Origin of the sequence: Mycobacterium sp. E2699 (assembly GCF_001666745.1) — a bacterium.
GTDB lineage: Bacteria > Actinomycetota > Actinomycetes > Mycobacteriales > Mycobacteriaceae > Mycobacterium.
Genome location: NZ_LZJH01000035.1, coordinates 32,801 through 56,392, shown reverse-complemented (window position 1 = coordinate 56,392; position 23,592 = coordinate 32,801). Strand labels below are relative to the sequence as shown.

At 68.2% G+C, this 23,592-nt stretch carries 23 protein-coding genes; 8 read left to right on the top strand and 15 right to left on the bottom strand.

The window, feature by feature from the left end:
* Positions 1-145 precede the first annotated feature (145 nt).
* A complete protein-coding gene (locus A5696_RS04295; RefSeq protein WP_082968903.1) occupies positions 146-1,453 on the top strand; it encodes a PP2C family protein-serine/threonine phosphatase in 1,308 nt (435 codons plus the stop codon).
* The gene (locus A5696_RS04290) at positions 1,450-2,466 is read left to right on the top strand and encodes a B12-binding domain-containing protein (RefSeq protein WP_369803287.1); all 1,017 of its coding nucleotides are present in this window, start codon (positions 1,450-1,452) and stop codon (positions 2,464-2,466) included. Before A5696_RS04295 ends, A5696_RS04290 begins: the two co-directional genes overlap by 4 nt.
* Before the next feature lie 9 nt (positions 2,467-2,475).
* Here A5696_RS04290 and A5696_RS04285 read toward each other — a convergent pair whose 3' ends face one another.
* Entirely contained in the window at positions 2,476-3,777 is a 1,302-nt protein-coding gene (locus A5696_RS04285; RefSeq protein WP_067873945.1) for an MFS transporter, read from the bottom strand.
* Positions 3,778-3,873: 96 nt separating this feature from the next.
* Here A5696_RS04285 and A5696_RS04280 point away from each other — a divergent pair, with 96 nt between their 5' ends.
* Positions 3,874-4,593 (top strand): GntR family transcriptional regulator, encoded by a 720-nt coding sequence (locus A5696_RS04280; RefSeq protein ID WP_067873943.1) that lies wholly within the window; start codon positions 3,874-3,876, stop codon positions 4,591-4,593.
* Positions 4,594-4,620: 27 nt separating this feature from the next.
* On the opposite strand, the gene A5696_RS04275 is transcribed toward A5696_RS04280, so the two are convergent.
* Positions 4,621-4,854, bottom strand: coding sequence for a hypothetical protein (locus A5696_RS04275; protein ID WP_067873940.1), 234 nt, complete (start codon positions 4,852-4,854; stop codon positions 4,621-4,623).
* Between the two features lie 89 nt (positions 4,855-4,943).
* The gene (gene htpG / locus A5696_RS04270) at positions 4,944-6,887 is read right to left on the bottom strand and encodes a molecular chaperone HtpG (protein WP_067873937.1); all 1,944 of its coding nucleotides are present in this window, start codon (positions 6,885-6,887) and stop codon (positions 4,944-4,946) included.
* 92 nt (positions 6,888-6,979) lie between these two features.
* On the opposite strand from htpG, the gene A5696_RS04265 reads away from it, so the two are divergent.
* Complete coding sequence (locus A5696_RS04265) at positions 6,980-7,612, top strand: TIGR03085 family metal-binding protein (RefSeq protein WP_067873934.1); 633 nt, start codon at positions 6,980-6,982, stop codon at positions 7,610-7,612.
* 8 nt (positions 7,613-7,620) lie between these two features.
* On the opposite strand, the gene A5696_RS04260 is transcribed toward A5696_RS04265, so the two are convergent.
* The 3 genes from A5696_RS04260 to A5696_RS04250 all read right to left on the bottom strand — a co-directional run bounded on the left by A5696_RS04260 (position 7,621) and on the right by A5696_RS04250 (position 10,808).
* Positions 7,621-9,171 (bottom strand): class I adenylate-forming enzyme family protein, encoded by a 1,551-nt coding sequence (locus A5696_RS04260; protein WP_067873932.1) that lies wholly within the window; start codon positions 9,169-9,171, stop codon positions 7,621-7,623.
* Positions 9,168-9,962: a thioesterase family protein gene (locus tag A5696_RS04255; RefSeq protein ID WP_067874435.1), complete on the bottom strand. Its 795-nt coding sequence runs from the start codon at positions 9,960-9,962 to the stop codon at positions 9,168-9,170. The genes A5696_RS04260 and A5696_RS04255 overlap by 4 nt, the downstream gene beginning before the upstream one ends.
* 132 nt (positions 9,963-10,094) lie before the next feature.
* A complete protein-coding gene (locus A5696_RS04250) occupies positions 10,095-10,808 on the bottom strand; it encodes a VIT family protein (RefSeq protein WP_067874432.1) in 714 nt (237 codons plus the stop codon).
* A 209-nt stretch (positions 10,809-11,017) separates the two neighbouring features.
* On the opposite strand from A5696_RS04250, the gene A5696_RS26890 reads away from it, so the two are divergent.
* A complete protein-coding gene (locus A5696_RS26890) occupies positions 11,018-11,638 on the top strand; it encodes a chitin-binding protein (protein ID WP_082956269.1) in 621 nt (206 codons plus the stop codon).
* 67 nt (positions 11,639-11,705) lie between these two features.
* On the opposite strand, the gene A5696_RS04240 is transcribed toward A5696_RS26890, so the two are convergent.
* Positions 11,706-12,626: a TIGR03619 family F420-dependent LLM class oxidoreductase gene (locus A5696_RS04240; protein ID WP_067873927.1), complete on the bottom strand. Its 921-nt coding sequence runs from the start codon at positions 12,624-12,626 to the stop codon at positions 11,706-11,708.
* 65 nt (positions 12,627-12,691) lie between these two features.
* Between A5696_RS04240 and A5696_RS04235 the strand changes: the two genes are divergently transcribed.
* Positions 12,692-13,012, top strand: coding sequence for a helix-turn-helix transcriptional regulator (locus A5696_RS04235; RefSeq protein ID WP_067873924.1), 321 nt, complete (start codon positions 12,692-12,694; stop codon positions 13,010-13,012).
* Complete coding sequence (locus A5696_RS04230; RefSeq protein ID WP_067873921.1) at positions 12,960-13,499, top strand: hypothetical protein; 540 nt, start codon at positions 12,960-12,962, stop codon at positions 13,497-13,499. Before A5696_RS04235 ends, A5696_RS04230 begins: the two co-directional genes overlap by 53 nt.
* On the opposite strand, the gene A5696_RS04225 is transcribed toward A5696_RS04230, so the two are convergent.
* The 3 genes from A5696_RS04225 to A5696_RS27555 all read right to left on the bottom strand — a co-directional run bounded on the left by A5696_RS04225 (position 13,496) and on the right by A5696_RS27555 (position 15,863).
* Positions 13,496-14,131 (bottom strand): class I SAM-dependent methyltransferase, encoded by a 636-nt coding sequence (locus tag A5696_RS04225; RefSeq protein ID WP_067873918.1) that lies wholly within the window; start codon positions 14,129-14,131, stop codon positions 13,496-13,498. The two genes, A5696_RS04230 and A5696_RS04225, sit on opposite strands and share 4 nt — an antisense overlap.
* Entirely contained in the window at positions 14,128-15,060 is a 933-nt protein-coding gene (locus A5696_RS04220) for an SAM-dependent methyltransferase (protein ID WP_067873917.1), read from the bottom strand. The genes A5696_RS04225 and A5696_RS04220 overlap by 4 nt, the downstream gene beginning before the upstream one ends.
* Before the next feature lie 572 nt (positions 15,061-15,632).
* Positions 15,633-15,863: a hypothetical protein gene (locus A5696_RS27555; RefSeq protein WP_156738240.1), complete on the bottom strand. Its 231-nt coding sequence runs from the start codon at positions 15,861-15,863 to the stop codon at positions 15,633-15,635.
* A 43-nt stretch (positions 15,864-15,906) separates the two neighbouring features.
* Here A5696_RS27555 and A5696_RS04215 point away from each other — a divergent pair, with 43 nt between their 5' ends.
* Entirely contained in the window at positions 15,907-16,914 is a 1,008-nt protein-coding gene (locus A5696_RS04215) for a YihY/virulence factor BrkB family protein (protein WP_067873914.1), read from the top strand.
* Here A5696_RS04215 and A5696_RS04210 read toward each other — a convergent pair.
* The 5 genes from A5696_RS04210 to A5696_RS04190 are packed head-to-tail and all read right to left on the bottom strand — an operon-like array spanning position 16,911 to position 23,350.
* On the bottom strand, positions 16,911-17,126 hold the full coding sequence (locus A5696_RS04210) for a DUF3072 domain-containing protein (RefSeq protein ID WP_067873911.1): 216 nt from the start codon (positions 17,124-17,126) through the stop codon (positions 16,911-16,913). The two genes, A5696_RS04215 and A5696_RS04210, sit on opposite strands and share 4 nt — an antisense overlap.
* A 44-nt stretch (positions 17,127-17,170) precedes the next feature.
* Complete coding sequence (locus A5696_RS04205; protein WP_067873908.1) at positions 17,171-18,247, bottom strand: PDR/VanB family oxidoreductase; 1,077 nt, start codon at positions 18,245-18,247, stop codon at positions 17,171-17,173.
* A complete protein-coding gene (locus A5696_RS04200; protein WP_067873906.1) occupies positions 18,244-19,161 on the bottom strand; it encodes an alpha/beta fold hydrolase in 918 nt (305 codons plus the stop codon). The genes A5696_RS04205 and A5696_RS04200 overlap by 4 nt, the downstream gene beginning before the upstream one ends.
* Positions 19,162-19,170: 9 nt before the next feature.
* A complete protein-coding gene (locus tag A5696_RS04195) occupies positions 19,171-20,079 on the bottom strand; it encodes a metal-dependent hydrolase (protein WP_067874430.1) in 909 nt (302 codons plus the stop codon).
* A gap of 25 nt (positions 20,080-20,104) precedes the next feature.
* A complete protein-coding gene (locus A5696_RS04190) occupies positions 20,105-23,350 on the bottom strand; it encodes a thioester reductase domain-containing protein (RefSeq protein ID WP_067873902.1) in 3,246 nt (1,081 codons plus the stop codon).
* Positions 23,351-23,592 lie beyond the last annotated feature (242 nt).

The following is a 23,592-nucleotide window of genomic DNA, read 5'->3' as shown; positions in this document are numbered from 1 at the left end:
GGTTGAGTTCGCAGCCTCAGATGCGCCACCGGAAGTTCCCGCGGGTTTCCTCCCGAACGCGGCATCGTTCCCATTCCCCGCCGCGTGCGACCCCCTCGCAACGACGCAAACGATCAACGCCCGTCAGGGCGGGAAATGTGGTGCAATGCGCGTGCAACAAGCCCCTGCCGGCAAGGCGATCACCGACGTCAGCCCGTCACAAGCCCTGTCGGTTCGCGACGGTGACCAGCTGGTCGAGAAGGTTGCCCATGGGCTCGCCGGATCGCTCAACCTGCGCCGCACGGCCCTGCGACTGCTGACGATGATCCGCCCGCAACTCGCCGACTGGTCCGTGGTTATCTTGCCGGACGCCCAGACCGGGGGCCTGTTGCTCGTCGGTGGCGACGACGCCGGGTTCCATGCCCTCGTCTCCCAGCGCTCCGTCGACCCACAAGGGCTGGGCCGCGTCTTGCGGACCGGGCGGGCCGAGCTCGTCCACGTCGCCCTCGGCGCCGACGCCGAGGGCAGCCTGGCGACCATGATCCCGCACCCGCGGCTGGTGCAAGAGGCCGCGACGTTGCGGCCCGCCGACGTGCTCGGTGTCGGGCTCACCGCGCGGGGCACGACGTTCGGCGCACTCGTCATGGTGCGGGGCGGCGGGCGATGCCCCTTCGAGGACGAGCTCGCCGTCATCCGGCGCGTCGCGGAACGGGCCGCGCTGGCGTTGGATACCGCGCGGCTGTACGAGGAACGCGCCAGGGTCGCCGCGGTGTTGCAGGACAGCCTGCGTCCGCCCGCCCTGCCCCGGATCGATGGTGTTCGCCTGGCGGCCCGCTACCGCCCGGCGGCCGAACAGCTCGACATCGGCGGCGACTTCTACGACGCGCACGGCGACGACGGGGACTGGCTGCTGTGCCTGGGTGACGTGTGCGGCAAGGGCGTCGAGGCGGCGGCCCTGAACGGCCGGGCCCGCCAAAGCGTCCGCACCGCAGCGCATTTCGACCGCCGTCCCGAGGCGGTCCTGGGCGCGTTGAACGCCGTGTTGTGCGACGAAGCCACCGCGCAATTCGTCACGGTGGTGTGCGCCCGGATGCGGCGCGCCGCCGACGGTGGCCTGCGGGTGGATCTCGCTTCGGCCGGCCACCCGAAGCCGATCGTGCTGCGCGCCGACGGCCGGGTGGAACAGGTCGACGTGGGCGGCACCGCGGCGGGCATGGTGGCGCGGCTCGCGTACGAACAGGTGACCATCCGGTTGGACCGCGACGACACGATGCTGATGTTCACCGACGGCATCGACGAGGCGTTCGGCGCCGACGGGCAGTACGGCGTCGATCGGCTGATCGACCTGCTGCCCCCGTACGCCGGCGCGGGACCGGAAGTGGTGTGCGAAGTCGTCGAGCAGCAGGTCCTCGAACACCTCGACGGCCGCGCGCACGACGACATGGCACTGCTCGCCGTGACATGCGGCAGTTGAGCCTCCCGGCCGATCCGCTGCGGGATTACGACCGCGCGCTCGGCAGGGGCGATGCCACCGCCATCACCGAGCTGGTGCACGACATGCTGGCCGCCGGGGTTGACCCGGTTTCGGTGCTCACCGACGTCATCGCCGCCGCCCAGCGCGAGGTCGGCAGCCGCTGGCAGCGCGGCGAATGGACGGTGGCACAAGAGCACGCCGCGACCGCGATGGCTGTCTCGGCGACCTCCGTCGTCGAGGAGCACGTGCAACGCGTTCCGGTCACGCACGGCAGCGTCGTCGTCGCCTGCGCGGAACGCGAATGGCACGCACTGCCCGCGATGATCATCCACTGCGCGCTGCGGGCTTCGGGCTGGGACACCACCCTGCTGGGAGCGTCGACAAACCCGCTTCGGCTCAATCAGCACCTTCAAGACTTCGGGCCCGATGCCGTCGCGGTCAGCTGCTCGGTGCTCGGGTCGCTGCCAACCTGCCGCCGGTTCATCGAGGCGAGCACAGCGGTCGGCGTGCCGATCCTGGTGGGCGGTCCCGCCTTTGGCGACGACGACGTGCGCGCCCGCGCCCTGGGCGCCACCGCGTGGGCGCCGGACGCGCCGGGTGCCATCGCCGCGATAGCGCGCTTGCCGGCCGTCGTGGAACCGGCCGCGCCGTTGCCCGACGCCGCGGCCGCCGAGCAAGCCGCACTCGAGGAGGATCACCGCCACCTGGTCGCCCTGTTGAGCGAGCGATGGTCACTCGTCGCCGCGGTGACCACGCCCGAGGCCGACGTCATGCACAGCGTCATGGACATCGCCGACGACGCCTTGCACCAGATCCTGCACGCCGTCTCGGCAGCCTTGCTGACCGGCGATCACCGTCCAATCCCGGAGACCGCAGCCTGGATCGCCGACCTCGTCCGCAGCCGCAACGGCGACGACATGATGCTCAGCGAACTGGCCGGCGTGTTGGGCGTCGTGCTGCGCGAGTACCCACACGCCAGCCGGCTGATCGCCGAGCACTTTGCCGCAGGCTAGCCGCGAAACCTATTGGGGCAGCTCCTCGCCCCGGGTCTCGGGAGCCAGCGGGATGACGAACAGCCCGATGACGAAGGCCACGGCCGTCAGCGCGACGGGCAACCCCAGGGTATGGGTGCGCAGGACCGCCGCGCCGAGCAGGAAGTTCACGCCCGCGCCGACGAAGCGGCCGAACGAGGTGCAGAACGCGAACGCCGTTGCGCGGACGCGCGTCTCGAACTGCTCGGGTAACCACAGGCTGAAGATGGCGAAGTTGCCGCCGAAGAACCCGAGCACGAACAGCCATGCGATGAACGGCGCCAGACCGTTGGGCAGATAGAACGCCCAGCCGAAGCTGCCGGCGATCGAAATCGCCATTCCGGCAAAGTAAATCGCGAGGGTCTTTCGGCGCCCGATGCGCTCGGACAGCACCGGCACGACCAGACACCCCAGGATGGTGCCGATGGACAACAGGCCCGTGGCAAAGGACGCGGTTCTGGTTGCGTCGCCCTTGCCGAAGCCCGCGTGCTGCGCCAACTGAATCACGGCCGTCGGTTCGTAGACCGCGCCCGCCCACAGGCCCACGATCGCAATCGTCAGCAGCGCGCAGGCCACCCAGGTGCGGCGCCGGTAGCGCGGACCGAGGATCTCGCGCAACGGCTTCACCCGGACCGCGGGATCGGCCTCGAGCTTCTCCCACTTCTCGGTCTCCTGCACCCGGGTCAAGATCAGGATCGCGACGACGATCGGCACCGCACCCGTCAGAAACATTGCGCGCCAGCCGAATTGCACGCCGACGGTGTAATTCAGGGCCGCCGCCAGAAAGAATCCGGCGTAGTAACCGGTCTGCAGATAGCCCGCGCCCATCTTGCGCCGGTCCTCGGGCCATGCCTCGGCCACGTAGGTGCCCGCCAGCGCCCACTCGCCGCCGATGCCGACACCCGCGATGAAGCGGAAGATCGCCAGCTGCCACACGTTTTGCGCCGCGGCGGAAAGCCCGGTGAAGATCGCGAATGTGAAGATGGTCGCGGCCAGCACCTTGGTCCGGCCGAAGCGGTCGGCGATCGGCCCCCAGATGAACGACAGGCCCCAGCCGACCAGGAACAGCGCGAACAGGATCGATCCCGCAAGACCGACATTCGTCGACGTCGCCGCAAAACCCGAACGCGGCAGCAGCTCGGTCAGTGCCGGGGCGAGCACGAGCGCGTAGATGAACGAATCCATCCCGTCGAGCGTCCAACCCGTCCACGCGCCCCAGAATCCGGCGATCTGAGAGCGATTGAGCGGTGTGCGGCGTCGGGCGACACCGGCCCGTTCCGTTGTCGAAGTCATTCGGCGCCTCCGTTGGTACGGTCAACCGACCGCCGGGATTCGAGCAGGCGCGCGGGCTTTGCGGCCGCTGCGCGTCACATTGTATATAATATAGTGATGAGCGTAACAGGTCCGTCCGCCCCGGACAACGCCCTCGGCGCACTCCCCACGGCGCTTTCGATCGCCGAGCGGGGCAGCACCCCGCGGCTGATCGCCAACGCGCTGCGCGCCGCGATCGTCGACGGCACCCTCGCCCCCGGCGCGCCGCTTCGCCAAGACGCCATCGCCCGGCATTTCTCGGTCAGCGCAATCCCGGTGCGCGAAGCCCTGCGCCAACTCGAAAGCGAAGGCTGGGCCAGGGTCGAGATGAACAAGGGTGCCACCGTGGCACCGCTGTCGGCCGATGAGGCGCGCGAAGTCTATGAGATGCGCGCCGCGCTCGAGAGTCTCGCCATCGGACTGGCGATACCGGCCCACACGCCGGCCTCGCTGCGCCGGGCCGAAACATTGTGCGAGGCGGCCTCCGTCGAAACCGAGCCGTCACTGTACGTCGCGCGCAACGAGGCCTTTCACACGAGCCTCTACGAACCCGCCGACCGACCGCAACTTCTCGCGATGATCGCGCTGCTCCACGAGCGCGGCGAACGCTACCTCCGGCTCAAGTTCGGTCTGCCGTCCTACAAGGGACAGTCCGACCGGGAACACGCGGCGCTGCTCAGCGCGGTGCGCCGGCGCGACGTCGCGAACGCGCAAGCGCTGGTGAGCAGGCATCTACTCGACACCGGGGAACTGCTTTACCGCGTCCTGTCCGAGGACGCGAACGGGTTTGGGAAATAGACGATTTGATGCGGGCCCGCCGGCCGCCTAGCGCGGATCACGCGGGCGCGCCACCGACGCCGGTCGGCGGCTCGGAACGGCGGTGAACCCCTCGGTGTCGTCGAAGAACGCCCACTGCCCGTCGTCGTCGACCTCCATCCGCCAGCCCAGCTCGGAACTGGCGATGGAGCCGCTGAACCACGCGTGCGCGTCCTCCGCGTTGTCAAAGTTCCTTGTCGCCACGATCTCGCCATGTGGGTCGACAATTCGAAACGTGGCCATGGAATGTGATTATCCCGCGTACCGCGTTTTCAATCACGTGTGTGTTTGCTGTGACCATGGTGAACATTGAGTAACCGGACGCGCTCCGCTCACATGGTGCGAGCCAGCCGGTCCGCCAGCAGCTCGGCGAACCGCGCCGGATCCTCGAGCGCGCCGCCTTCCGCGAGAAGCGCCGTGCCGTAGAGCAGCTCGGCGGTCTCCGCGGCCAGGGTGCGGGCCGCGTCGTCGTCCGCGTTCTTGTGGGCGTCCCGCAGGCCGGTGACGAGCGGATGATTCGGGTTGAGTTCGAGGATGCGCTTGCCGATCGGCACGTCCTGCCCGGACGCCCGGTAGAGGCGCGCGAGCGCCGGCGTGATCCCGAAAGCATCGGTGATCAGGCAGGCCGGCGACTCGGTCAGGCGCGTCGACAGGCGCACTTCCTTGACATGGTCGCTCAACGTCTCGGTCAGCCAGGCCAGCAGGTCGGCGAACTCCTTCTGCTGCTCCTCGCGCTCGGCGCCGCTCTGCTCCTCCTCGGAGTCGAGGTCGACCTCGCCCTTGGCCACCGACTGCAGCGGTTTGCCGTCGAACTCGGTCACGGTGCCGACCCACACCTCGTCGACGGGGTCGGTGAGCAGCAGGACCTCATACCCCTTGGCCCTGAAGGCCTCGAGGTGCGGCGACTTGAGCAGCTGCTGCCGGGTCTCGCCGGTGGCATAAAAGATCTGCTGCTGCCCGTCCTTCATCCGCTCGACGTACTCGGCCAGTGTGGTCGGTTCCTCCTCGCTGTGCGTCGAGGCGAACGACGCCACGCGCAGCAGGGCGTCCTGGTTGTCGAAGTCCGACAGCAGCCCTTCCTTGAGGACTCTGCCGAACTGGGTCCAGAAGGTGCGGTAGTCGTCCGGCCGCTCGGACTGCAGGTCTTTGATGGTGGACAGCACCTTCTTGGTCAGCCGGCGACGGATCGCCTTGATCTGCCGGTCTTGCTGCAGGATTTCGCGAGACACGTTGAGCGACAAGTCCTGCGCGTCGACGACGCCCTTGACGAAGCGCAGGTACTCGGGCATCAATTCTTCGCAGTCGCCCATGATGAACACCCGCTTGACGTACAGCTGAACCCCGGTTTTGGCGTCGCGGTTGAACAAGTCGAACGGGGCGTGGGAGGGGATGAACAGCAGGGCCTGGTACTCGAACGTGCCCTCGGCCTTCATCGCGATCACCTCGAGCGGGTCGTCCCAGGCGTGCGCGATGTGCTTGTAGAACTCCTTGTACTCCTCCTCGGAGACCTCGTCTTTGGGCCGGGCCCACAGGGCCTGCATCGAGTTGAGCGTCTCGGTCTCGACGGTGACGGTCTCCTCGCCGCCCTCCTCAGTTGCCGGCGTGCGATTCTCGACCTCCATCCGGATGGGCCAGGCGATGAAGTCGGAGTACCTCTTGACCAGATTGCGGATCTTCCACTCCGCGGTGTAGTCGTGCAGTTCGTCCTCGGCGTCCTCGGGCTTGAGGTGCAAGGTGACCGACGTTCCCTGGGGGGCGTGCTCGACGGATTCGATGGTGTAGGTGCCCTGGCCGCTGGACTCCCACCGGGTGGCTTCGCTCTCGCCGGCCTTGCGGGTCAGCAGCTCGACCTTGTCGGCGACCATGAAGCTCGAGTAGAAGCCGATGCCGAACTGGCCGATGAGCTCCTCCGAGGCCCCGGCGTCCTTGGCGTTCTTGGCCTCCCTGAGCTGCTGGCGCAGCTCGGCGGTGCCGGACTTGGCCAGCGTGCCGATCAGGTCCACAACCTCGTCGCGGGTCATCCCGATGCCGTTGTCGCGAACGGTCAGGGTGCGCGCGTTCTTGTCGACGTCGATCTCGATGTGCAGATCTGAGGTGTCGACATCGAGGTCCTTGTTGCGGAAAGCTTCCAGTCGCAGCTTGTCCAGCGCGTCGGAGGCGTTCGAGATCAACTCCCGCAGGAACGAGTCCTTGTTGGAGTAGACGGAGTGAACCATCAGATCCAGGAGCTGGCGAGCCTCTGCCTGAAACTCCAACTGCTCGACGCGTGCGTTCATGGCCTTCCCTACATTCGGCGTCCCGACATGACGTTTCAAATTTACCGAGATCCGCGTCGCCCACGCGCAGGGGCTGGCCCTACCCTGAACGCATGACCGTTGCACAACGCGAACGCGCCGCCCTCGTCGACACCCTGCGAGCCGTCGGGCCGGATGCGCCTACGCTGTGCGAAGGTTGGAAGACCCGAGACCTGGCCGCTCACCTGGTGATTCGCGAGTACCGGCCCGACGCCGCTCCGGGCATCCTGATCCCGTTTTTCGCTTCCCACACCGCCAAGCTGCAGGACGAGGTGGCGGGGCAGACGGAGTGGGATGAGCTGGTCGACAAGGTCGCGTCCGGCCCTCCGGTCTACTCCCCGTTCAAGCTGCTCGACCCGGTGGCCAACGTCGCGGAGATGTTCATCCACCACGAGGACGTCCGCCGCGCGCAACCGGACTGGGAGCCGCGGGTGCTCGAACAGGGGCTGTGCAGGGCGCTGCGCCGCACGCTGTCGCTGATGGCACGGATGACGCTGGCCAAGGTGCCCGGCCGGGTCGCCCTGCGCATCCCGGAGGGCAAGACGGTGCTGACCGCGGGGTCCGGCAAATTCGATGGCACGACGGTGGTCGTGACCGGTGCACCCGAGGAGCTGCTGCTGTTCTCCGTTGGCCGGGAGGCGCGGGTGGAGTTCGACGGCGATGCCGCGGCGGTGCAGGCGGTCCGCGACGCGCCGAAGGGGTTGTAGTCAGCGGTTCAGCCGAAGGCCGCGCGCAGGTCTTTCTTGATCACCTTGCCGAATTGGTTGCGCGGCAGCGCGTCGACGATCACCAGTCGCTCGGGGTGTTTGTAGCGGCTCAGTCCTTGCGAACGGCAGTGCTGCACAAGGGAATCCAGCGAGACGCCATCGCCCGATGCGGGCACCACGACGGCGCACACGCGCTCGCCGGTGCGCGGGTCGGGCACCCCGATGACCGCGACGTCGGCGACCGCGGGGTGGGTGGCCAGCGCGTTCTCCACCTCGAGGGCCGAGACGTTCTCGGCGTTGCGGATGATCGCATCCTTGATCCGGCCCGTGACGCGGACGTTGCCGTCCGCGTCGACCATCCCGAGATCACCGGTGCGCAGCCAGCCGTCCGCGTCGAACGCGTCGGCGTCCAGGGCGCCGTCGGCGTAGCCGAGGAAGCATTGGGGTCCCTTGAGCCGGAGCTCGCCCTCCTGCCCCGCGGCCAGCTCGATTTCCCCGTCGCCGACCACTCGAACGCTGACCCCGGGACCCGGCGAGCCAACGGTGTGGTCGAGCACCTCCGGCGCCGCGGTCAGCGAAGGTGAGGTGGCCACCGGGAATTCGGTGAGCCCCCACGCGTTCGCGATGCCGGGCAGGCCGAGGGTTTCGCGGACCTGGCGCCCCAGCTCGGCGGTGATGGGCGCGCCGCCGGCCAGGCCGCCGCGCGCGTAGGGGAACAGCGGCTCGTCCCCGTGGTTCTGCTGGGCCTCGAGGAACGCCACGAAGAACGGTGTCGCCATGCCGAGGAACGTGGGGTTGTGCGCCGCCATGGACAGCGGCGTGGTGGCCGGGTCGAACACCTCGAACAGCGCCAACCGCATGCCCGTCAACAGTGCGGCGGCCAGCATCACGGCGCCACCGATGTGGGCGATGGGAAAGGCGACGGGATCCACGTCGCTATCCGTGATTCCGATCTTGTTCACCAAGCCCACCGCGGGGGCCATCACCGACGCGTCGGTGTGGCGGATCCCTTTGGGCGACGAGGTGGTCCCCGACGAGTAGTAGATCCATCGAGCGTCCCCTGTGGGGTCCGGCGGCGGCGGCAGGGAATCGGCATCGGCGCTGGGCAGCCGAATCTCACCGGTCGCCGGCGGGGTGGCCAGATCGACGGTGATGACCTCGAAGCTCCGCCCCGCAGACAGCGACCGCGCCAGCCCACCGTAATCGAATTCGTGCCAAAACTCCGGCACCACAAGGAATTCCGACGAGAGCTGCGCGGTGATGAAGCCGACCTCGTGCTCGCGCAGGATCGGAATGATCGGGTTTTGCACCGCGCCAAGGCGCGCCAGCGCCGCCATCACGATGGTGGCCTCGAGCGTGGTCGGCAGCTGCCATGACACGACGGTTCCCGCGCCGATCCCCCGGCCGGCGAACGCGGCGGCCGTCGCGCACGCTGCGTCGTGGAACTGGCGCGCCGTCAAGCTGCGTCCATGGTCGTCGGCGAGCAGCGCCCGGTTCGACCCCCGCCGCGCCGCGTCGGCGATCAGACCCCAGTAGCCGGCGTCGCTGCCGACCGTCATCCGGCCGGCGGCTCGGCGATCGGACGGAACCCGGAGTGCGCGATCGCGACGGACACGGCACTGCCGATCGGGCCCGTCCGGTCGACCAGCACGGCCGCGCCGCTGGCTACGCCGTCGTGGCTGTGGTGGGTGAGCGAGGCCAGCCCGATGTATGGCCCGTCCGGCAGCCGGGTCAGCGTGAGGGTGTAGTCGACGTTGATGAACTGCAAACCGTTCGTGCCCCAATTGGCGAGCGACGCCGTGATGTCGGCGCCCATCGCCGCGCGGGTGAAGGCGCCGAGCGGTTCGCCGTCGATGAGCGGGCGCGTCTCCTGCAGCCAGGTGTATTTGGGGCCGCGGCGGTCCGCCCAGTCGCGGTCGGGGTTCTGAATTCCGGTGCCCCAACCGTAAGTCCGCATGAACAGCGACGGTTGCGCGCCGTCGTCGATGGGCAGCGGGGGCATCTGGACCGGCGGGGACCACACGTCCCCCTCGGGCTGCGGGCCGCGCCGCAGGAACAGCGCACTCCCCCGCGCGACGGGGACACCGCCCTGGGTGAGAACGGCCTCGACGAGCCGCAATCGCCGGCGATCGTGGCGCACCTGCGTGTGCACTTCGATCGGTTCGAGGGCGGCCGGTGCGGGAAGGTCGACGGTCAGGCGCGCGGGCTGGAATGCGGGGTCGTCGACGGCGCGTTCGGCCGCCCGGCCCAAGAGGCCGCCCACCACGTGGCCGCTGAGTGACGGACCCCAGCCGCCGCGCGCGATTTCGGTTGGCACGAAACGGTTTTCGTCGCGCAGGAAGTATGGCATCGGCGCGGCTGGATCAACGTCGTTCGGCAGGGTCTTCGTTTCGGTCAATGCACGACTCTTTCGGGTCAGAACGGCAACGGTAAATATTACAGTTCCCGTTCCAGTCCCGACGCCCGGCGTCGACCGGGCCGGTCAGGCGATCGCGGCCCCCACCACGTGGCCGATCACATACGTGACCGCCAGGGCGAGCCCGCCGCCGATGACGTTGCGGAGCACGGCCCGGCCCGGCGGCGCACCGCCCAGTCCCGCCGAGACCGCGCCGGTGAGCACCAGGGCCAGGAGCACGGCGACGACCGTGGCCGGGATCCGCCAGGCCGCCGGGGGCGCCAGGATCACGATCAACGGCAGCAAGGCGCCCACCGTGAACGACAGGGCCGAGGACAGCGCCGCCTGCCAGGGGTTGGTCAGGTCCTCGGGATCGATACCGAGCTCGATCTCGGCGTGCGCGAGGAACGGATTGTGGTCGGTGAGCTCCTCGGCCACGGTGCGCGCGGTCGCCGCCGACAGGCCCTTGCCTTCGTACAGCGTGGCCAGCTCGTCCAACTCCGCCGCCGGATCGTCGCGCAACTCCTGAAGTTCCTTGGTCAACAGCGCCTGCTCGGTGTCCCGCTGGGTGCTGACGGAGACGTATTCACCGAGCGCCATCGACACGGCCCCGGCGGCCAGCCCGGCGATTCCGGCGGTCAGGATGGGGCCGCGGTCCACCGTCGCCGCCGCGACGCCCACGACGATGCCCGCGGTGGACACGATGCCGTCGTTGGCGCCCAGGACTCCGGCGCGCAGCCAATTCAGCTTCGACGAGACCGATCCCACGTGGGGTTCGGCCGGATGGGAGGTAGCCGACACGACCGCCACGATATACGTCAAAACCGCTTCCTACCAGCAAATATAGGCTAGCCAAAGCGAGCGCAGGCTTGCCTTATTCGGCGTTTTTCGGCGCCGCCGCGTCCCCAAAAGTTGCACATGGGGTCGTCACAGCGGATCCATAGACGCGCTATCTAGCGTGTGGATTGTTGGGGGGTTCTAGGAACTCACTTCTAGACAGGTGAAGGACTATGAAATTAAAGCAATTCATCGCGGGGGGAACGATCGCCGGCGCTCTGGGTGCCGCCGCGTTGGGCATGGGTGCCGGTTCGGCGTTCGCCGCTCCGGGTCCGCAGCCGCCGGCCCCGGGTAACCACGGCGCCCCGGCGCCCGCGGACCACCGCCCGGCCGGACCGAACGATCCGGGCGGCCCGGGTGGGCCTCCGGGCGGCCCGGGCGGGCCCGGCAATCCTGGTGGGCCTCCGGGCGGACCCGGTCACCCCGGCGGTCCCGGTGGACCCCCGCCCGACCATCCCGGCGGCCCCGGTGGGCCCGGCGGTCCGGGCGGACCGCCGCCCGACCGTCCGGGCGACGACCATCCCGGCGGCCCCGGCGGTCCCGGTGGGCCCGGCGGACCGTGGCATGGCGATCCGCAGCGCGGCTACTTCCACGGTGCCCCGTGGGGCGACGGACCCGGACCTTGGGGATACGGTCCGCCGCCGCGGCCGGCCTGGGACAGGCCCCTTCCGCCCCCGGGCGGGCCATGGGGTTACGGCCCGATCAACTACTACGGGTACAACGAGACGCCCGTTTGGGATCCCGGATTCAACCAGTGGGGCTTCTGGTTCTTCGGGGTCTGGATCCCGCTGTAACAAGCCAATCCACGCGGATACCCGCCTCGCCGTCCGGTGAGGCGGGTATCCGCGGGGTCCGTTAGGGTCAAGCCACTTCGGGCTTGATCTCCTCGATCACCCAGTCGGCGTAGTCGAGGTATTCGTCGATCCCGCGCACGGCGGGGACGGGCACCGCGCTGAAGGTAACCCCTTGCTCGGCAAGCTGATTCAGGGTGTCGATGAGCTCTTGGGCGCTCCTGCCGGGGCGTGCGTGCGGATCCTTGACCACGCGGTGGCCCTCACCGACGCGGTTGGTACCCAGCCCGTGCATGATTTCGAAAGGCCGCCCGTCGTAGCCGGGTTGGCTTTTGAGGAATTGGACACGTTCGGCGATCTTGTCCGGTGGGGTCAAAAACGGCCACCAGCCGGAGGCGAATCGCGCCGCGCGCTTGAGGGCGGCATCGGCGTCGCCTCCGACCCAGACCGGAAGGTGGGGTTTCTGAACGGGTTTGGGTTCGAATGCCATGTCGCGGAAGGAGACGTATCTGCCCTCGAAACGGGGCGATTCGCTGGTCCACAGTTCGATGATCGCCGCGAGATATTCGTCGGCGATGCGGCCGCGCTCGTGGAACGGTACCCCGAGGAAGTCGAATTCGCGTTCCAGCCAACCGATTCCGAAGGTGACCATCATGCGCCCGCTGCTCATCCAGTCGGCGGTCGCCAGCGCTTTGGCGACCACGATCGGATGCTGCAGCGGCAGCACCGTGACGCACGAATTCAGCCGGATCTTCTCGGTGGCTCCCGCGATGTAGGCCTGCGCGACGGTGGAATGGAGGTAATGCGGACCGGACAGCTCGACGTGGTCGGTGGGGATGACGAAATGCTCGGGGATCGCGATCATGTCGTAGCCCATCGCCTCGGCGCGCTTGACCATTCGGGTTTGGTCAGCGCCCGTGACGTCGGCTTCCCACGGCTGGGTGATTGCCTTGAGTCGCAGCATGTGCGGTAGGGGGAAGGCGAATTTCACTCCCGCATTCTGGCCGTCCCAGTGGGCACCGGCAATAGTATAGCATTTCTGCTATATTACTGGACATGACGTCCTACGGTGGCGACCTGGTCCGTGAGGCGCGCCGGCGCGCGGGTCTCACACAGGCCGAATTGGCGATCCGCGCTGCTACAACGCAGTCGGCCGTCGCCCGCTGGGAGTCCGGCCGCACCGCCATCAGTCTCGATGACGTTCGTAGATTGGTGCGCTTGTGCGGCTTCGACCTAGAGCTGATGCTGGTGCCGCGCGACGACAGCGATACGGCGCAGGCGACTCGGCTTGCGGACCTGAGCGGCCAGGAGCGCATGGATCGACATGCCCGGGTGGCGCGGCAGCTCGCTGCACTGCGGCAGGCCGGAGGGGACTGACATCGAACTCGACCTACCCCGCATCCTCGAGATTCTGCACCGGCACAAGGTCGCTTACGTTCTCATCGGCGGCCTCGCCGCGGTCTACCACGGGTCGCCTTTTCCGACAGAGGATGCCGACATCACCCCCGAATTGGGCCGGCGAAACCTCGACAGACTCGCTGCCGCGCTGCGTGAGCTCAACGCACGGATCCGTACCGACTCCGAACCAAGCGGCCTGCCGTTCTCCTGTGACGGCGAAACGTTGGCCGCCGCTGAAACCTGGAACCTCACCACCGACGCCGGTGATCTCGATGTAAGCTTCAAGCCTTCTGGCACAAGCGGATACCGCGACCTGCGCCGCGACGCGGCCCAGGTCGAGCTCTATGGAGTCAGCGTGCGCATCGCCTCACTCAGCGACGTGATCCGGTCGAAGCAGGCAGCCAACCGACCAAAGGACCAGCGAACGTTGCCGACCCTTCGGGAGATCCTCGCCCGACGAGGCTAACTCTTGGTGCCGACGGTGATCAGGTCGGACACGATTCGGGCCCAGACCGGCCGCGGAATGCGGTGCTGATCGGTGACGGCGAACCCGGCGCCTTCGAACAAGCTCCGCATCTCGGCCGGCGACGCGTTGTGCTGCGGTTTCCACCGATTGGTCGCGGGGGCCTGCAGGAGCGGTTGCCGGGTGCTCAGGGCCGAGACCGCCACCAGGCCGCCGGGCGCCAGCACCCGGTGGAATTCCCGCAGGGCCGCCGGCTGGTCGAGGAAGTGAAACGCCGAGGTCGTGACGACGGCGTCGAGCGCCCCGTCGTCGAACGGCAGCTGCTCGGCCGGGCCGCGCATCCACTGCACCCGATCGGACCTGGCGCGGGCCTGGGCGAGCATGCCGTCGGACATGTCGACGCCGTAGATCTCGTCGGGATGCAGTTCGCGCTCGATCCGGTCGCTGAGAATACCGGTGCCGCAGGCGATGTCAGCGATCTTGCGGGCGTTGTGGGAGCGCAGTTGCGCGATCACCTCGTCGTGGGGCGGCCGGTAGACCCACTGCTGCAAGAACGGGAGATCGTAGGCCGGGGCGAGGAAGCTCCACATCCGGGTGACCGCGTCGTTGAGACCGCGGCGCTGCGCTGCCGTCATCCGCCCAGTATGGAGGCGTAGTAAATCGCGTCGGCCACCGACACCGGGTCGTTGGTCTGGGGGATGGCTGCAAGGCCGCCCTCGGCCAGCAGCTGACTCATCGGGGTGCCGACCGTGCGCCATCCCAGGCCCTGCAGGTAGGCCTCCACATCGTTGCGCTCACCCTCAAAACCCAGGTCGGCGAACTCGAGATCGAGGCCGTGCTCCCGCCACTTGACGGCGGCCCTGCGCATCATCTCTTGCGCTCGCCCGCGGTCGGGGTCCGGCAGGTCGGGCACGGCCTCGCAGGCCAGCCGACTGCCGTCGGCGCTGAGCCCGGTGATGTTGTCCAGCAAGCGGTCTTGCGCTTCCGGCGGCAGATAACCGAACAGGCCCTCGGCGATCCAGGCGGTGCGCCGCTGCGGGTCGAAACCCGCCTCGCGCAGGGCGTTCGGCCAGTCCTGCCGCAAATCGATTGCAACGGTGCGCAAGTCGGCTCGCGGGGCGGCGCCCAGATCGGCCATGGTCGCCGCCTTGAACTCGACGACCTCTGGCTGGTCGATTTCGAACAGGGTCAGGTCGGTCGGCCAGGCCAAGCGGTAGGCGCGCGCGTCGAGGCCCGACGCCAGGATCACGGCCTGCCGGATTCCGGCGTCGATCGCGCCCTGGAAGAACGAGTCGAAGAAGCGGGTGCGCGCGGTCATCGCGTCGGGCATGTGCCCGAGCTTCCAGCCGGACTCATGGTCGTCGACGTCGGCGGCGTCGAGGTCTCCGCTGACCCAACGCGTGAAGAAGTCCACGCCGACCGCGCGAACGAGCGGTTCGGCGAACCGGTCCTCGATCAACGGGTTGTCGGCCTTGGTGGCGATCGCCCGGGCCGCCGCGACCATCGTGGCCGTCACGCCCACGCTGGTGGCCAGGTCCCAGGTGTCGTTGTCTGTGCGTGGCATGCGCCTGCTCTCTGGTGTCGAATCCAAGCTTTACTTAGTCAGTATAACGACTGCTGGAGACGCGGTTGCGCGGCTTCCCGCCGGCGCAACAGTGTGCGCTGACGGCTTTGGGTGTGCGACAGGGCGGGATTTGCGCGGTTTTTCCACCCAGTGCTCACACGCAAAGCCCGGGGCGCACACCCGCCCGTCGACTAGTGGCGGCCGGGTCCGCCCGGTCCGCCGGGACCACCGGGCCCCGCAGGGCCGCCCGGCCCGCCGGGTCCCCCCGGTCCACCCGGCCCGCCGGGGCCACCGGGGCCGCCGGGTCCATTTGCGGCGGGAAGCACGAACACGCACTGATTCAAGTCGGCGCTCCAAGCCCAGCCGGGGGCGCACGGAGGCGGATCGTCAGCCCGGCTGACCGCCGGCGCGGCGATGGCGATCGTCGGCAATCCGGCCAGGGCGAGCGCGAATACCGTTAGACCGCAACGTGTTCGAAGACGCCCTGATGCGTGCGACCTCGCCTGGTCCGGACCCGTTGCCATGGCGTCGGTCATGTCGATCCTCCTCGTGCCGTATGCCTCGATGCCCGCTCAGTACTGATTAAATCGCTGCGAGGGTTCGTCTATCGGCTTTTTTATGAACTTGCGGTGGTGCCGCGACGCCTTGAGCGACTCGCGAGCAAGCGGCGCGACCGAGGCTATGCCGCCGAGCGGCCGTCGGCCATCGGTATCAGTTGCACGCGCGCCCAACACGGTGAGGGCGGAGACAAGCGAATCGAGCCGGTGGGTTGGCGATTCGCGAATCCGGGTATGCCTGGTCATCCCATCGATTGGGTGTCGGCTTTGAGATATGAAGTGAGCACCGATGGTCGGCTGGCTGGACAGGTTGCAGCGACGGAACCGCGCCGTCGGTGTGGTGATCGCCGTCTTCTACAAGTACCTCGACGATCAAGGCGGCTACCTGTCCGCGCTGATCACTTACTACGGTTTCGTGTCGCTGTTTCCGCTGCTGCTCCTGCTGACCACGGGCCTGGGCGTGATCCTCGCCGGGCGCCCCGACCTGCAAGACCAGGTGCTGCACAGCACGTTGAGCCAGTTCCCCGTCATCGGAAGCCAATTGCACCAGCCCGAGGGGCTCAGCGGCGGCACGGTGGCGGTGGTCGTCGGCATCGTAGGGGCACTCTATGGCGGTCTGGGTGTCGGCCAGGCGGTGCAGAACGCGATGGATTCGGTGTGGGCCGTCCCGAGGAACAAGCGCCCCAATCCAATCCGATCGCGCCTGCGCAGCTTGCTGCTGCTGTTGGTCCTCGGGTCGGCCGCCGTCACGGCCACCGTCCTGTCCGCGGCCGGCCAGGCTACGGGCGCCCTGGGCTTTGTCGGGAAGATCGGCGTCACGCTCGCCGCCGTCGCGATCAACGGGCTCATCTGCCTGGTGGCGTTTCGCGTGACCACCGCCCGACCACTCACGTACCGGCAGGTGTGGCCGGGAGCCCTTGCGGCGGCATTGATCTGGCAGGTCCTGCAGCGGTTCGGCGCCGGTTACGTCGCGCACACGGTGAAATCGGCCAGCGCGACGAACAGCGTTTTCGCGTTGGTGCTGGGGCTGCTGGCCTTCCTCTTCCTGGTGTCGTCCACGCTGGTGCTGTGCGCCGAGATCAACGTTATCCTCGTCGAGCAGCTATACCCACGCGCGTTGCTCACCCCGTTCACTGATGAAGCGGAGCTCACGCAGGCCGACCGCAAGACTTACACCAAGAAGGCAAAAGCCGAGCGCGTCAAGGCCTTTCAACGAGTCAGCGTCAGGTTCCACGATCTCACCCGCAAGGAAGCCGATCCGCAGACTCCGCCCGCGCACAGCCGGCCCGCGGGTTAATCGGCACCGCGACCCGTCTGCTGCTGCAACTCGTCGATCAGCTCCGACGCTTGCGCCTTCGTCAGGTCGTCGGGAACGTCGCGCCCGGCTTCCTGGGCGAGTGTGTTCAGGTAGCTGCGCTGCGGCCCGGTCATCGGCTCGTCACCGGTCACCCAGTCCGACCGGTCCTTCTCGGGGGTTTCCCGCGGCGCCTGTTGCATGTTGTCAGCCATGCCACTGGAATAACCATCGCACACCCGTTCGAAACACGATGGTGTCAGGCGTCGATCACCACGCGACCGCTTTTCGCCCGCGAGACGCAGACGAGCATCTCGTCATCGCCCTCGACCGTGCGGCCGCGGCGATCCACCTCACCGGCCAGCACCTTGACCTTGCATGTCCCGCAGAACCCCTGCTGGCAGGAATACGCGGTCGCGGGGTCGCGGTCGAGCATGACGGCCAGCGCCGACCGATTCGCCGGCACGCTGAGCACAGCCTCCGAGCGCGCGAGCTGCAGCTCGAACGGGATGCCGTCGACCACCGGCGGCGGGCTGAACCGCTCGTAATGCAGTGGCGCGTCGACGTGTTCGTCGCGCGCCCCGCGGACCGCCTCGAGCACGGCCGTCGGCGCGCATACGTAGACGGCCGTCTTCGGGCCCGCCCCGGCCAGCAGCTCGTCGGTGGTCGGGAATCGGCCGCGCTCGTCGTCGGCCCACACGGTGACGCGCTCGGCGTCCACCGCCAGCACCTCGTCGAGCAGCGGCATGTAGTCGCGGCTTCGGCCCGCATAGACTGCGCGCCAATTGATTCCGTGCTGTTGGGCAACCCGGATCATCGGCAGGATGGGCGTCACCCCGATGCCGCCGATGACGAACAACACTTCCTGCTCGTCCGTCACCAGATAGAAGGCGTTGCGGGGCCCTTCGAAAGTGAGCGTGTCACCGACGGCGAAGGTGTCGTGCATCTCGATCGAACCGCCGCCCCCGTCGGCGATCCGGCGCACGGCGATGCGGTAGTCGGTGCGCCGCCCGGGCGGTCCGCACAGCGAATACTGCCGCCGGCGACCCGATGGCAGCCGAACGTCGATGTGCGCTCCCGGCGTCCAGGACGGCAGCAATCCGCCGTCCGGATCGGACAGCGTCAGGGCCACCACGTCGGGCGTGAGGAGCTCGCGTTTGGTGACCACCGCGGTGTTGGCCCGCCGCACCGGCTGTACCCGCGAGGGCGTCCAGCGCGACGCCGACGCGAAGGCACCGAACACCGTTCCCACGCCCCACAACGCCGCGTAAAGCCGGTCGCGCTTGCGCCGGCCGTAGAGGTCGGCGGGCCTGGAGCTCCAGATGGCATGTGTCACAAAGAATTCCTCGGTCTGTCGAGTGCGACGATCGAGTCGACCCAGTCGGCGGTGAGCTGGGCGATGACGTCGGGGTGGGAGGCCACCACCCAGTGTCCACCCTCGATCGGGACGATCCTGTTGTCGGGCGGTATGGAACCGGTGAACCGCTGCAGCGCGGGCGACACGAAGTAGTCCCTCCGGGCCACCAGCACCTGCACCGGGACGCGTGTCTCGGGCAGCTGCGCCGGCGGCGCCAGGATCGGCCCGGGCATGTTGGCGCGGTACAGGTTGAGACCGTTGAGGTAATCGTCGAGCGACCGGGTCGGGGCCGCGCGCAGCGGACCGGCGCCGCGTGGCCGGCCGATGCGTTCAACGGCCCCAAAGACTTTCAGGGTCGCCCGGGACCGGATCGCCAACTCCGGCAGGACCGGGCACAGAAAGAACCAGATATACGCCGAGGCCAAGATCTGTTTGACGACGTCGGCCGCGGCGCGGGGCGTGCGCGGTGACCGCAGAAACCTGCCCGCATAGTTCAGGTGCGGCCCCGAGATCGAGGTGAACGAGGCGATCCTGCCCATCACCGACTCGTCGGTGACCGCCGCCCAGGCCTGAATCGAGCCCCAGTCATGGGCCAAGAGGTGCACGGCGTCCACCCCCAGGCTGTCGATCACCGTGCCGATATCGTCGACCAGTTGGACGAAGCGATAGCCCGATCGGCTTGCCGGCCTGGCCGATTCACCGATGCCACGGACGTCGTAGGCGACGAAGTTGTATCGGTCACCGAGCTTTTCGGCGACGCCGTCCCACACGTGGTGGTTATCCGGGTAGCCGTGGATGGCCAGGACCGTCGGGCGTCGGGGGTCGACATCGGTGTAGGCGTGCACCGCCAGCGATACGCCGTCCGACGCGGTCACGGTGGTGAGCTGAGTCATCCACCGGCCTCAGTAAGACGCCCGCGCCGCTGGTGATCGGGCCAGATAATCGACCGCGCGTCCCACCCCGCCCAGCTTGGACGGGTGGAAACTCGGCTTGTAGTACGCGCCGATGACACCCAGGAACTCGAAGGGCCCGGGCACCAGGCCCCGGCGCGCCGCACGGAAGTAGTCCCGCCAGCGCGGTTTGCTTCCCGCCGGCAGGTTCGGGTCCACCGAATACATGAATCGCACCCCGCGGATGAACAGCCACAGCAACGACGGGGTGACCAGCAGCTGGGTGCGCACCTGCCGCCAGTACCCCGCCCGCAGATGCTTCATGGTGTCGAACGCGACCGCCTTGTGTTCGACTTCCTCCGCGCCATGCCAGCGCAGCAGGTCCAGCATCACCGGGTCGGTGCCCATGGCGTCATGTTGCGGGGTGTCGAGGATCCACTCACCCAGGATGGCCGTGTAGTGCTCCAGCGCAGCAACCATCGACACCCGCTCCAGCAACCAGCTCTCCCGTCGACACCGGCTCCACCCGGGCCGGTCGCCGATCAGCTTGCCGAACAGCCACGCCATCTGGTCGGTGAACGGCGTCACGTCGATGCCGTTGGCCGCGAAGTGCCCGAGCACGCCCGAATGCGCCTGGGAGTGCATGGCCTCCTGGCTGATGAAGCCCTGCACGTCCAGCCGCAGCTGATCGTCCTTGATCAGCGGCAGGGTGTTTTTGAACGCGTCGACGATGAACTCCTCGCCCGCCGGCAGCAGCAGGTGCAGGACGTTGCAGAAGTGGGTGGTGAAGGGTTCGTTGGGCACGTAGTAGAACGGCAGCTTCGCCCAGTCGAATTCGACGTCACGCGCCTGCAGGACGATCCGCTCGTGGTCGAGCGATACGTCATGCGGACCCGCCGCCTGGTCGTCGACTGTGAACATGGTGGATCCCCCGACGTGTGCGTTGTCAGGCACTGCGTTGCGCCTCTTCCTCAGCCTCGGTGATCAACCGCTCGCGCCGCAAGAACCGGACCAGATTATCGACCGTGTCGGTGAGGGCCGGCTCGCGCAGGTGGACCTTGGCCAGCGCGCGGGCGTGCCGGTACTGGGTGTTGTCGTACCGCTTGTCCCGCATCGCCGCGATCTTGTCCGCCGAGCGGACCAGGAAGTCGACCAGCGGATAGAGCTGATCGCGCGGCGTGCACCGGCGGTTCAGCTGCTCGACGAACGACGGGATGTCGTGGTACTCGAAGCGGTAGCCGTGGCGTTCGGACAAGACCCGGGCGATGTCGGTCAGGTTGTAGTAGTCGTCCGCGGTCATATTGAAGACACCGGACACGGTGTCATCTTTCGGCAGACCCATCAGCGCCACGACGTGATCGGCGATCAGGTCCGCCGGCAACAGGCTGATCTGGTTGAGCGCGTCGACGGCGAGCCCGTGCTCGATCATGAACGCGGTGAGGCGAACCAGGATGTCGTCCTGGCTCCCGAAACCGGCCCTGGTGGGCGAGATCAGCGAAGGCCGATAGATGCGCACATCGAGACCCTGCCGTTGCGCCGCCAGCACCAGCTGCTCGGCGACCCACTTGGTCTGCGAGTAACCGAAGTCCAGCCCGCTCATCCTGGCGTTCGCGTCCCACTCCCCGACCACCGGCTCGGTGCTCCACCCGTAGATGAAGGTGCTGGAGACCAGGTGGAAGGTCTTGCGGTGGTGGGTCATGGCCAGGCGCAACAGTTCTCGCGTGCCCTCCACGTTGGCGGGCCGCAGCGCGTCGTACGTCCGGACGTAGTTGACCAATGCACCGTTGTGGACGACGGCGTCGACGGTGTCGGCCAGTCGCCCGAACTCCGCCTCACCGATTCCCAGGTGCGGCTCGGCGAGGTCGCCGCAGACCACGCGCACCCGCGCGCGGACCTCGTCCTCCAGGGCCGGGGACCAGAGCTGCGCCCGGCGCAGCGACGCGACGATCCGGTCCAGCCCGTGCGCGGAGTCCGTGGCGCGGACCAGCGCGTGGATGGTGTAGGACGTCTGCCCGATCAGGCTGTTCACCAGGAACGGCCCCAGGAACCCGGTCGCGCCGGTGAGCAGGATGTCGGCCGCCGGACCCGACCGCTCCACCGGCAGGGCCGGCAGCGCGAGCCGCGCGTCGGCGCGCATCTGCTCGACCTCCTGCGCCTCGTACTCGGCGGAGATCTGGTCCAGCGCCTGCCGCAGGGCGTCCAGCGGCTGCCCGGACCGATCGCCGAACTGGCGCATCAGCCGGAAGAACTCGGCGACCGTGAGGCGCTGCAGGAGGCGCGTGTTGACCTCCTCGGCCAACTCGCCCGCCCCGTGCTCTTCCAGCAGGGACTGCAGGTCCGCGCGGAGCTCGGCCAGGGCCAGCGAGTCGATGCCCAGATCGGCGAAGGAGCAGTCTTCGTACCCGGTGAGGTCGTAGCTCTCGATGAGGTGGCGGAACCGGCCGAGGGGGCCCGTGCTGGCGGCCGGCCCTTCGTGGGTTTTGTGGACCCAGGTCGCCAGCACGGGCAGCTTGTCGTCCAGCCACAGCCGGCGGGTTTGCGATCGCCTGATCTTCCCCGAGGTGGTCTTGGGGATGCTGCGGGGCGGCACGAACACGATGGTGTGCGGATCGATGTGTCCGTGCCGCCGGATCGCGCGCGCCAGGGCCTTCCCGTCCGGGAGGTCGCCGCCGTCGCGCACCTCGGCGACCACGACCAAAGCCTCCTCGTCCTCGCGCTCGACGGAGAAGGCCGCGACGCAGCCGTGCCGGACCTGCGCGGCCGACCGCTCAACGACGGCCTCGATGTCCGACGGGTAGCAGTTGACGCCGCGGACGATGATCAGGTCCTTGCTTCTGCCGCAGACGAACAGTTCGCCCTCGTACAGGAAGCCGAGGTCACCCGTCCGCAGGTAGGCGTGCTCGTCGTCGCCCTTGATCCGCGCCCCGAACATCTCGGCGGTGACGTCCGGACGGTGCCAATAGCCACCGCCCTTGGACGGCCCGGAAAGCCAGATCTCGCCGACGCGGCCCTCACCCAGCGCCCGCCGGGCGTCGGGATCGACGATGCGGACGACGGTCCCGGCGGCGGGCTTGCCGCTGCTCACCAGCGGGGTCTGGTTGTTGTTCTCGGGCACGGCCTTTTCCACCCGCACCACGTTCTGCTGCAGGGCCCGCTTGTTCACGGCCAGGGTCTGGCGCCCCTGCAGGGACACGATCAGCGTGTTCTCGGCCAGGCCGTAGGCGCCGGTGAGCGCGTCGGGCCGCAGGCCGTAGGACGCGAACCGCGCGCGGAAGCGCGTGAAGGTCTTGGCCCGCAGCGGTTCCGCGCCGATGAGCATGGACTCCAGACTGCTCAGATCGATGCCCTCGAGCTCCGATGCGGGCAGCTTGTCCTCACGCAGGCAGTACTCGAGCGCGAAGTTCGGCGCCGGCGTGCGCGTGCCGCGCACATCGCTGATCAGGCGCAGCCACGCCGACGGCCGCTTGAGGAAGTCCTCCGGTGACATGCCGTGGGTGGTCCCGCCCAGCACCACGATGAACAGGTACGGCGAGATCAAACCCATGTCGTGGTGCTGCGGCAGCCAGCTGACCGCCACCTCGCTGTCGGTGAAGGCCGAGGCGTTGGCGATGACGTTGGCGTGGGTCACGACCACGCCCTTGGGATCGCTGGTGGAACCGGACGTGTACTGCAGGAACAGCACCCGCCCGGGCGTGTCGGCCACGGCAGCGCCGCCGTAGTCCCGCGTGGCGTCCGTCGCCACCCAGGGCAACTCGGGGAGCCGCTCGACGTCCGGCCAGGGCAGGCCGCCCTGCCGGTGGCCGAGCAGCTGGCGAAAGGTCTGCTCGAGCTCCTTGGTGGACAGCACGGCCTTGGCCTGCGAATCCCGCGCGATGAAGCTCAGCTTGGCCAGCCCGGCCTCGAACGACATGGGCAGCGGCGGGCTGACCGGCACGGCGATCACCCCGAGGCGTGCGCACGCGTAGAACGCGGCCGCCATCTCCAGCCCCGGCGGGTAGACCAGTAGCGCCCGATCTCCCGGCTTGAGCCCGGCCTCGGTGGACAGGTAGGCCGCCAGCTCACGCGTGCGCTCGGCGAAACTCGCGTAGGTGTAGCGCTCAAGCTCCCGCCCGTCGGCGTCGACGAACCGGAAGAGGGTCTGGTCGGGTCGCCGCGCTTGCCACATCCGCAAGTAGTCGATCAGCGTCTGCATCGAGGAGTCCCTTCGGGGTCGGTGGTCCGTCTTGAGTCGGAATCGGAACAACATGTTCTACTTCGCAATTCGTAATTCCACGGTAAAGGTCGATCAAACTCTAGGAAAGATATTTTGGAGCCGCACATTAATTTCACAGGCTCGCCGAAGGCGGGTAAGTGACGCGGCTCATAGCCCGCCATTTCTCCAAGGCGGGAATACGGCTTTAGGAAATACTGGTATCAGTACCTCAGCATGCACTT

Excerpts from the sequence above, each read along its gene's own strand:
- A5696_RS04255 (WP_067874435.1), bottom strand. The coding sequence starts at position 9,962 with ATGCCATACTTCCTGCGCGACGAAAACCGTTTCGTGCCAACCGAAATC.
- A5696_RS04190 (WP_067873902.1), bottom strand. The coding sequence starts at position 23,350 with ATGCAGACGCTGATCGACTACTTGCGGATGTGGCAAGCGCGGCGACCC.
- htpG (WP_067873937.1), bottom strand. The coding sequence starts at position 6,887 with ATGAACGCACGCGTCGAGCAGTTGGAGTTTCAGGCAGAGGCTCGCCAG.
- A5696_RS04210 (WP_067873911.1), bottom strand. The coding sequence starts at position 17,126 with ATGGCTGACAACATGCAACAGGCGCCGCGGGAAACCCCCGAGAAGGAC.
- A5696_RS27555 (WP_156738240.1), bottom strand. The coding sequence starts at position 15,863 with ATGACCAGGCATACCCGGATTCGCGAATCGCCAACCCACCGGCTCGAT.
- A5696_RS04285 (WP_067873945.1), bottom strand. The coding sequence starts at position 3,777 with ATGACTTCGACAACGGAACGGGCCGGTGTCGCCCGACGCCGCACACCG.
- A5696_RS04275 (WP_067873940.1), bottom strand. The coding sequence starts at position 4,854 with ATGGCCACGTTTCGAATTGTCGACCCACATGGCGAGATCGTGGCGACA.
- A5696_RS04260 (WP_067873932.1), bottom strand. The coding sequence starts at position 9,171 with ATGACGGTCGGCAGCGACGCCGGCTACTGGGGTCTGATCGCCGACGCG.
- A5696_RS04225 (WP_067873918.1), bottom strand. The coding sequence starts at position 14,131 with ATGACGGCAGCGCAGCGCCGCGGTCTCAACGACGCGGTCACCCGGATG.
- A5696_RS04265 (WP_067873934.1), top strand. The coding sequence starts at position 6,980 with ATGACCGTTGCACAACGCGAACGCGCCGCCCTCGTCGACACCCTGCGA.
- A5696_RS04195 (WP_067874430.1), bottom strand. The coding sequence starts at position 20,079 with ATGTTCACAGTCGACGACCAGGCGGCGGGTCCGCATGACGTATCGCTC.
- A5696_RS04200 (WP_067873906.1), bottom strand. The coding sequence starts at position 19,161 with ATGACTCAGCTCACCACCGTGACCGCGTCGGACGGCGTATCGCTGGCG.
- A5696_RS04295 (WP_082968903.1), top strand. The coding sequence starts at position 146 with ATGCGCGTGCAACAAGCCCCTGCCGGCAAGGCGATCACCGACGTCAGC.
- A5696_RS04220 (WP_067873917.1), bottom strand. The coding sequence starts at position 15,060 with ATGCCACGCACAGACAACGACACCTGGGACCTGGCCACCAGCGTGGGC.
- A5696_RS04235 (WP_067873924.1), top strand. The coding sequence starts at position 12,692 with ATGACGTCCTACGGTGGCGACCTGGTCCGTGAGGCGCGCCGGCGCGCG.
- A5696_RS04215 (WP_067873914.1), top strand. The coding sequence starts at position 15,907 with ATGGTCGGCTGGCTGGACAGGTTGCAGCGACGGAACCGCGCCGTCGGT.
- A5696_RS04230 (WP_067873921.1), top strand. The coding sequence starts at position 12,960 with ATGCCCGGGTGGCGCGGCAGCTCGCTGCACTGCGGCAGGCCGGAGGGG.
- A5696_RS26890 (WP_082956269.1), top strand. The coding sequence starts at position 11,018 with ATGAAATTAAAGCAATTCATCGCGGGGGGAACGATCGCCGGCGCTCTG.
- A5696_RS04280 (WP_067873943.1), top strand. The coding sequence starts at position 3,874 with ATGAGCGTAACAGGTCCGTCCGCCCCGGACAACGCCCTCGGCGCACTC.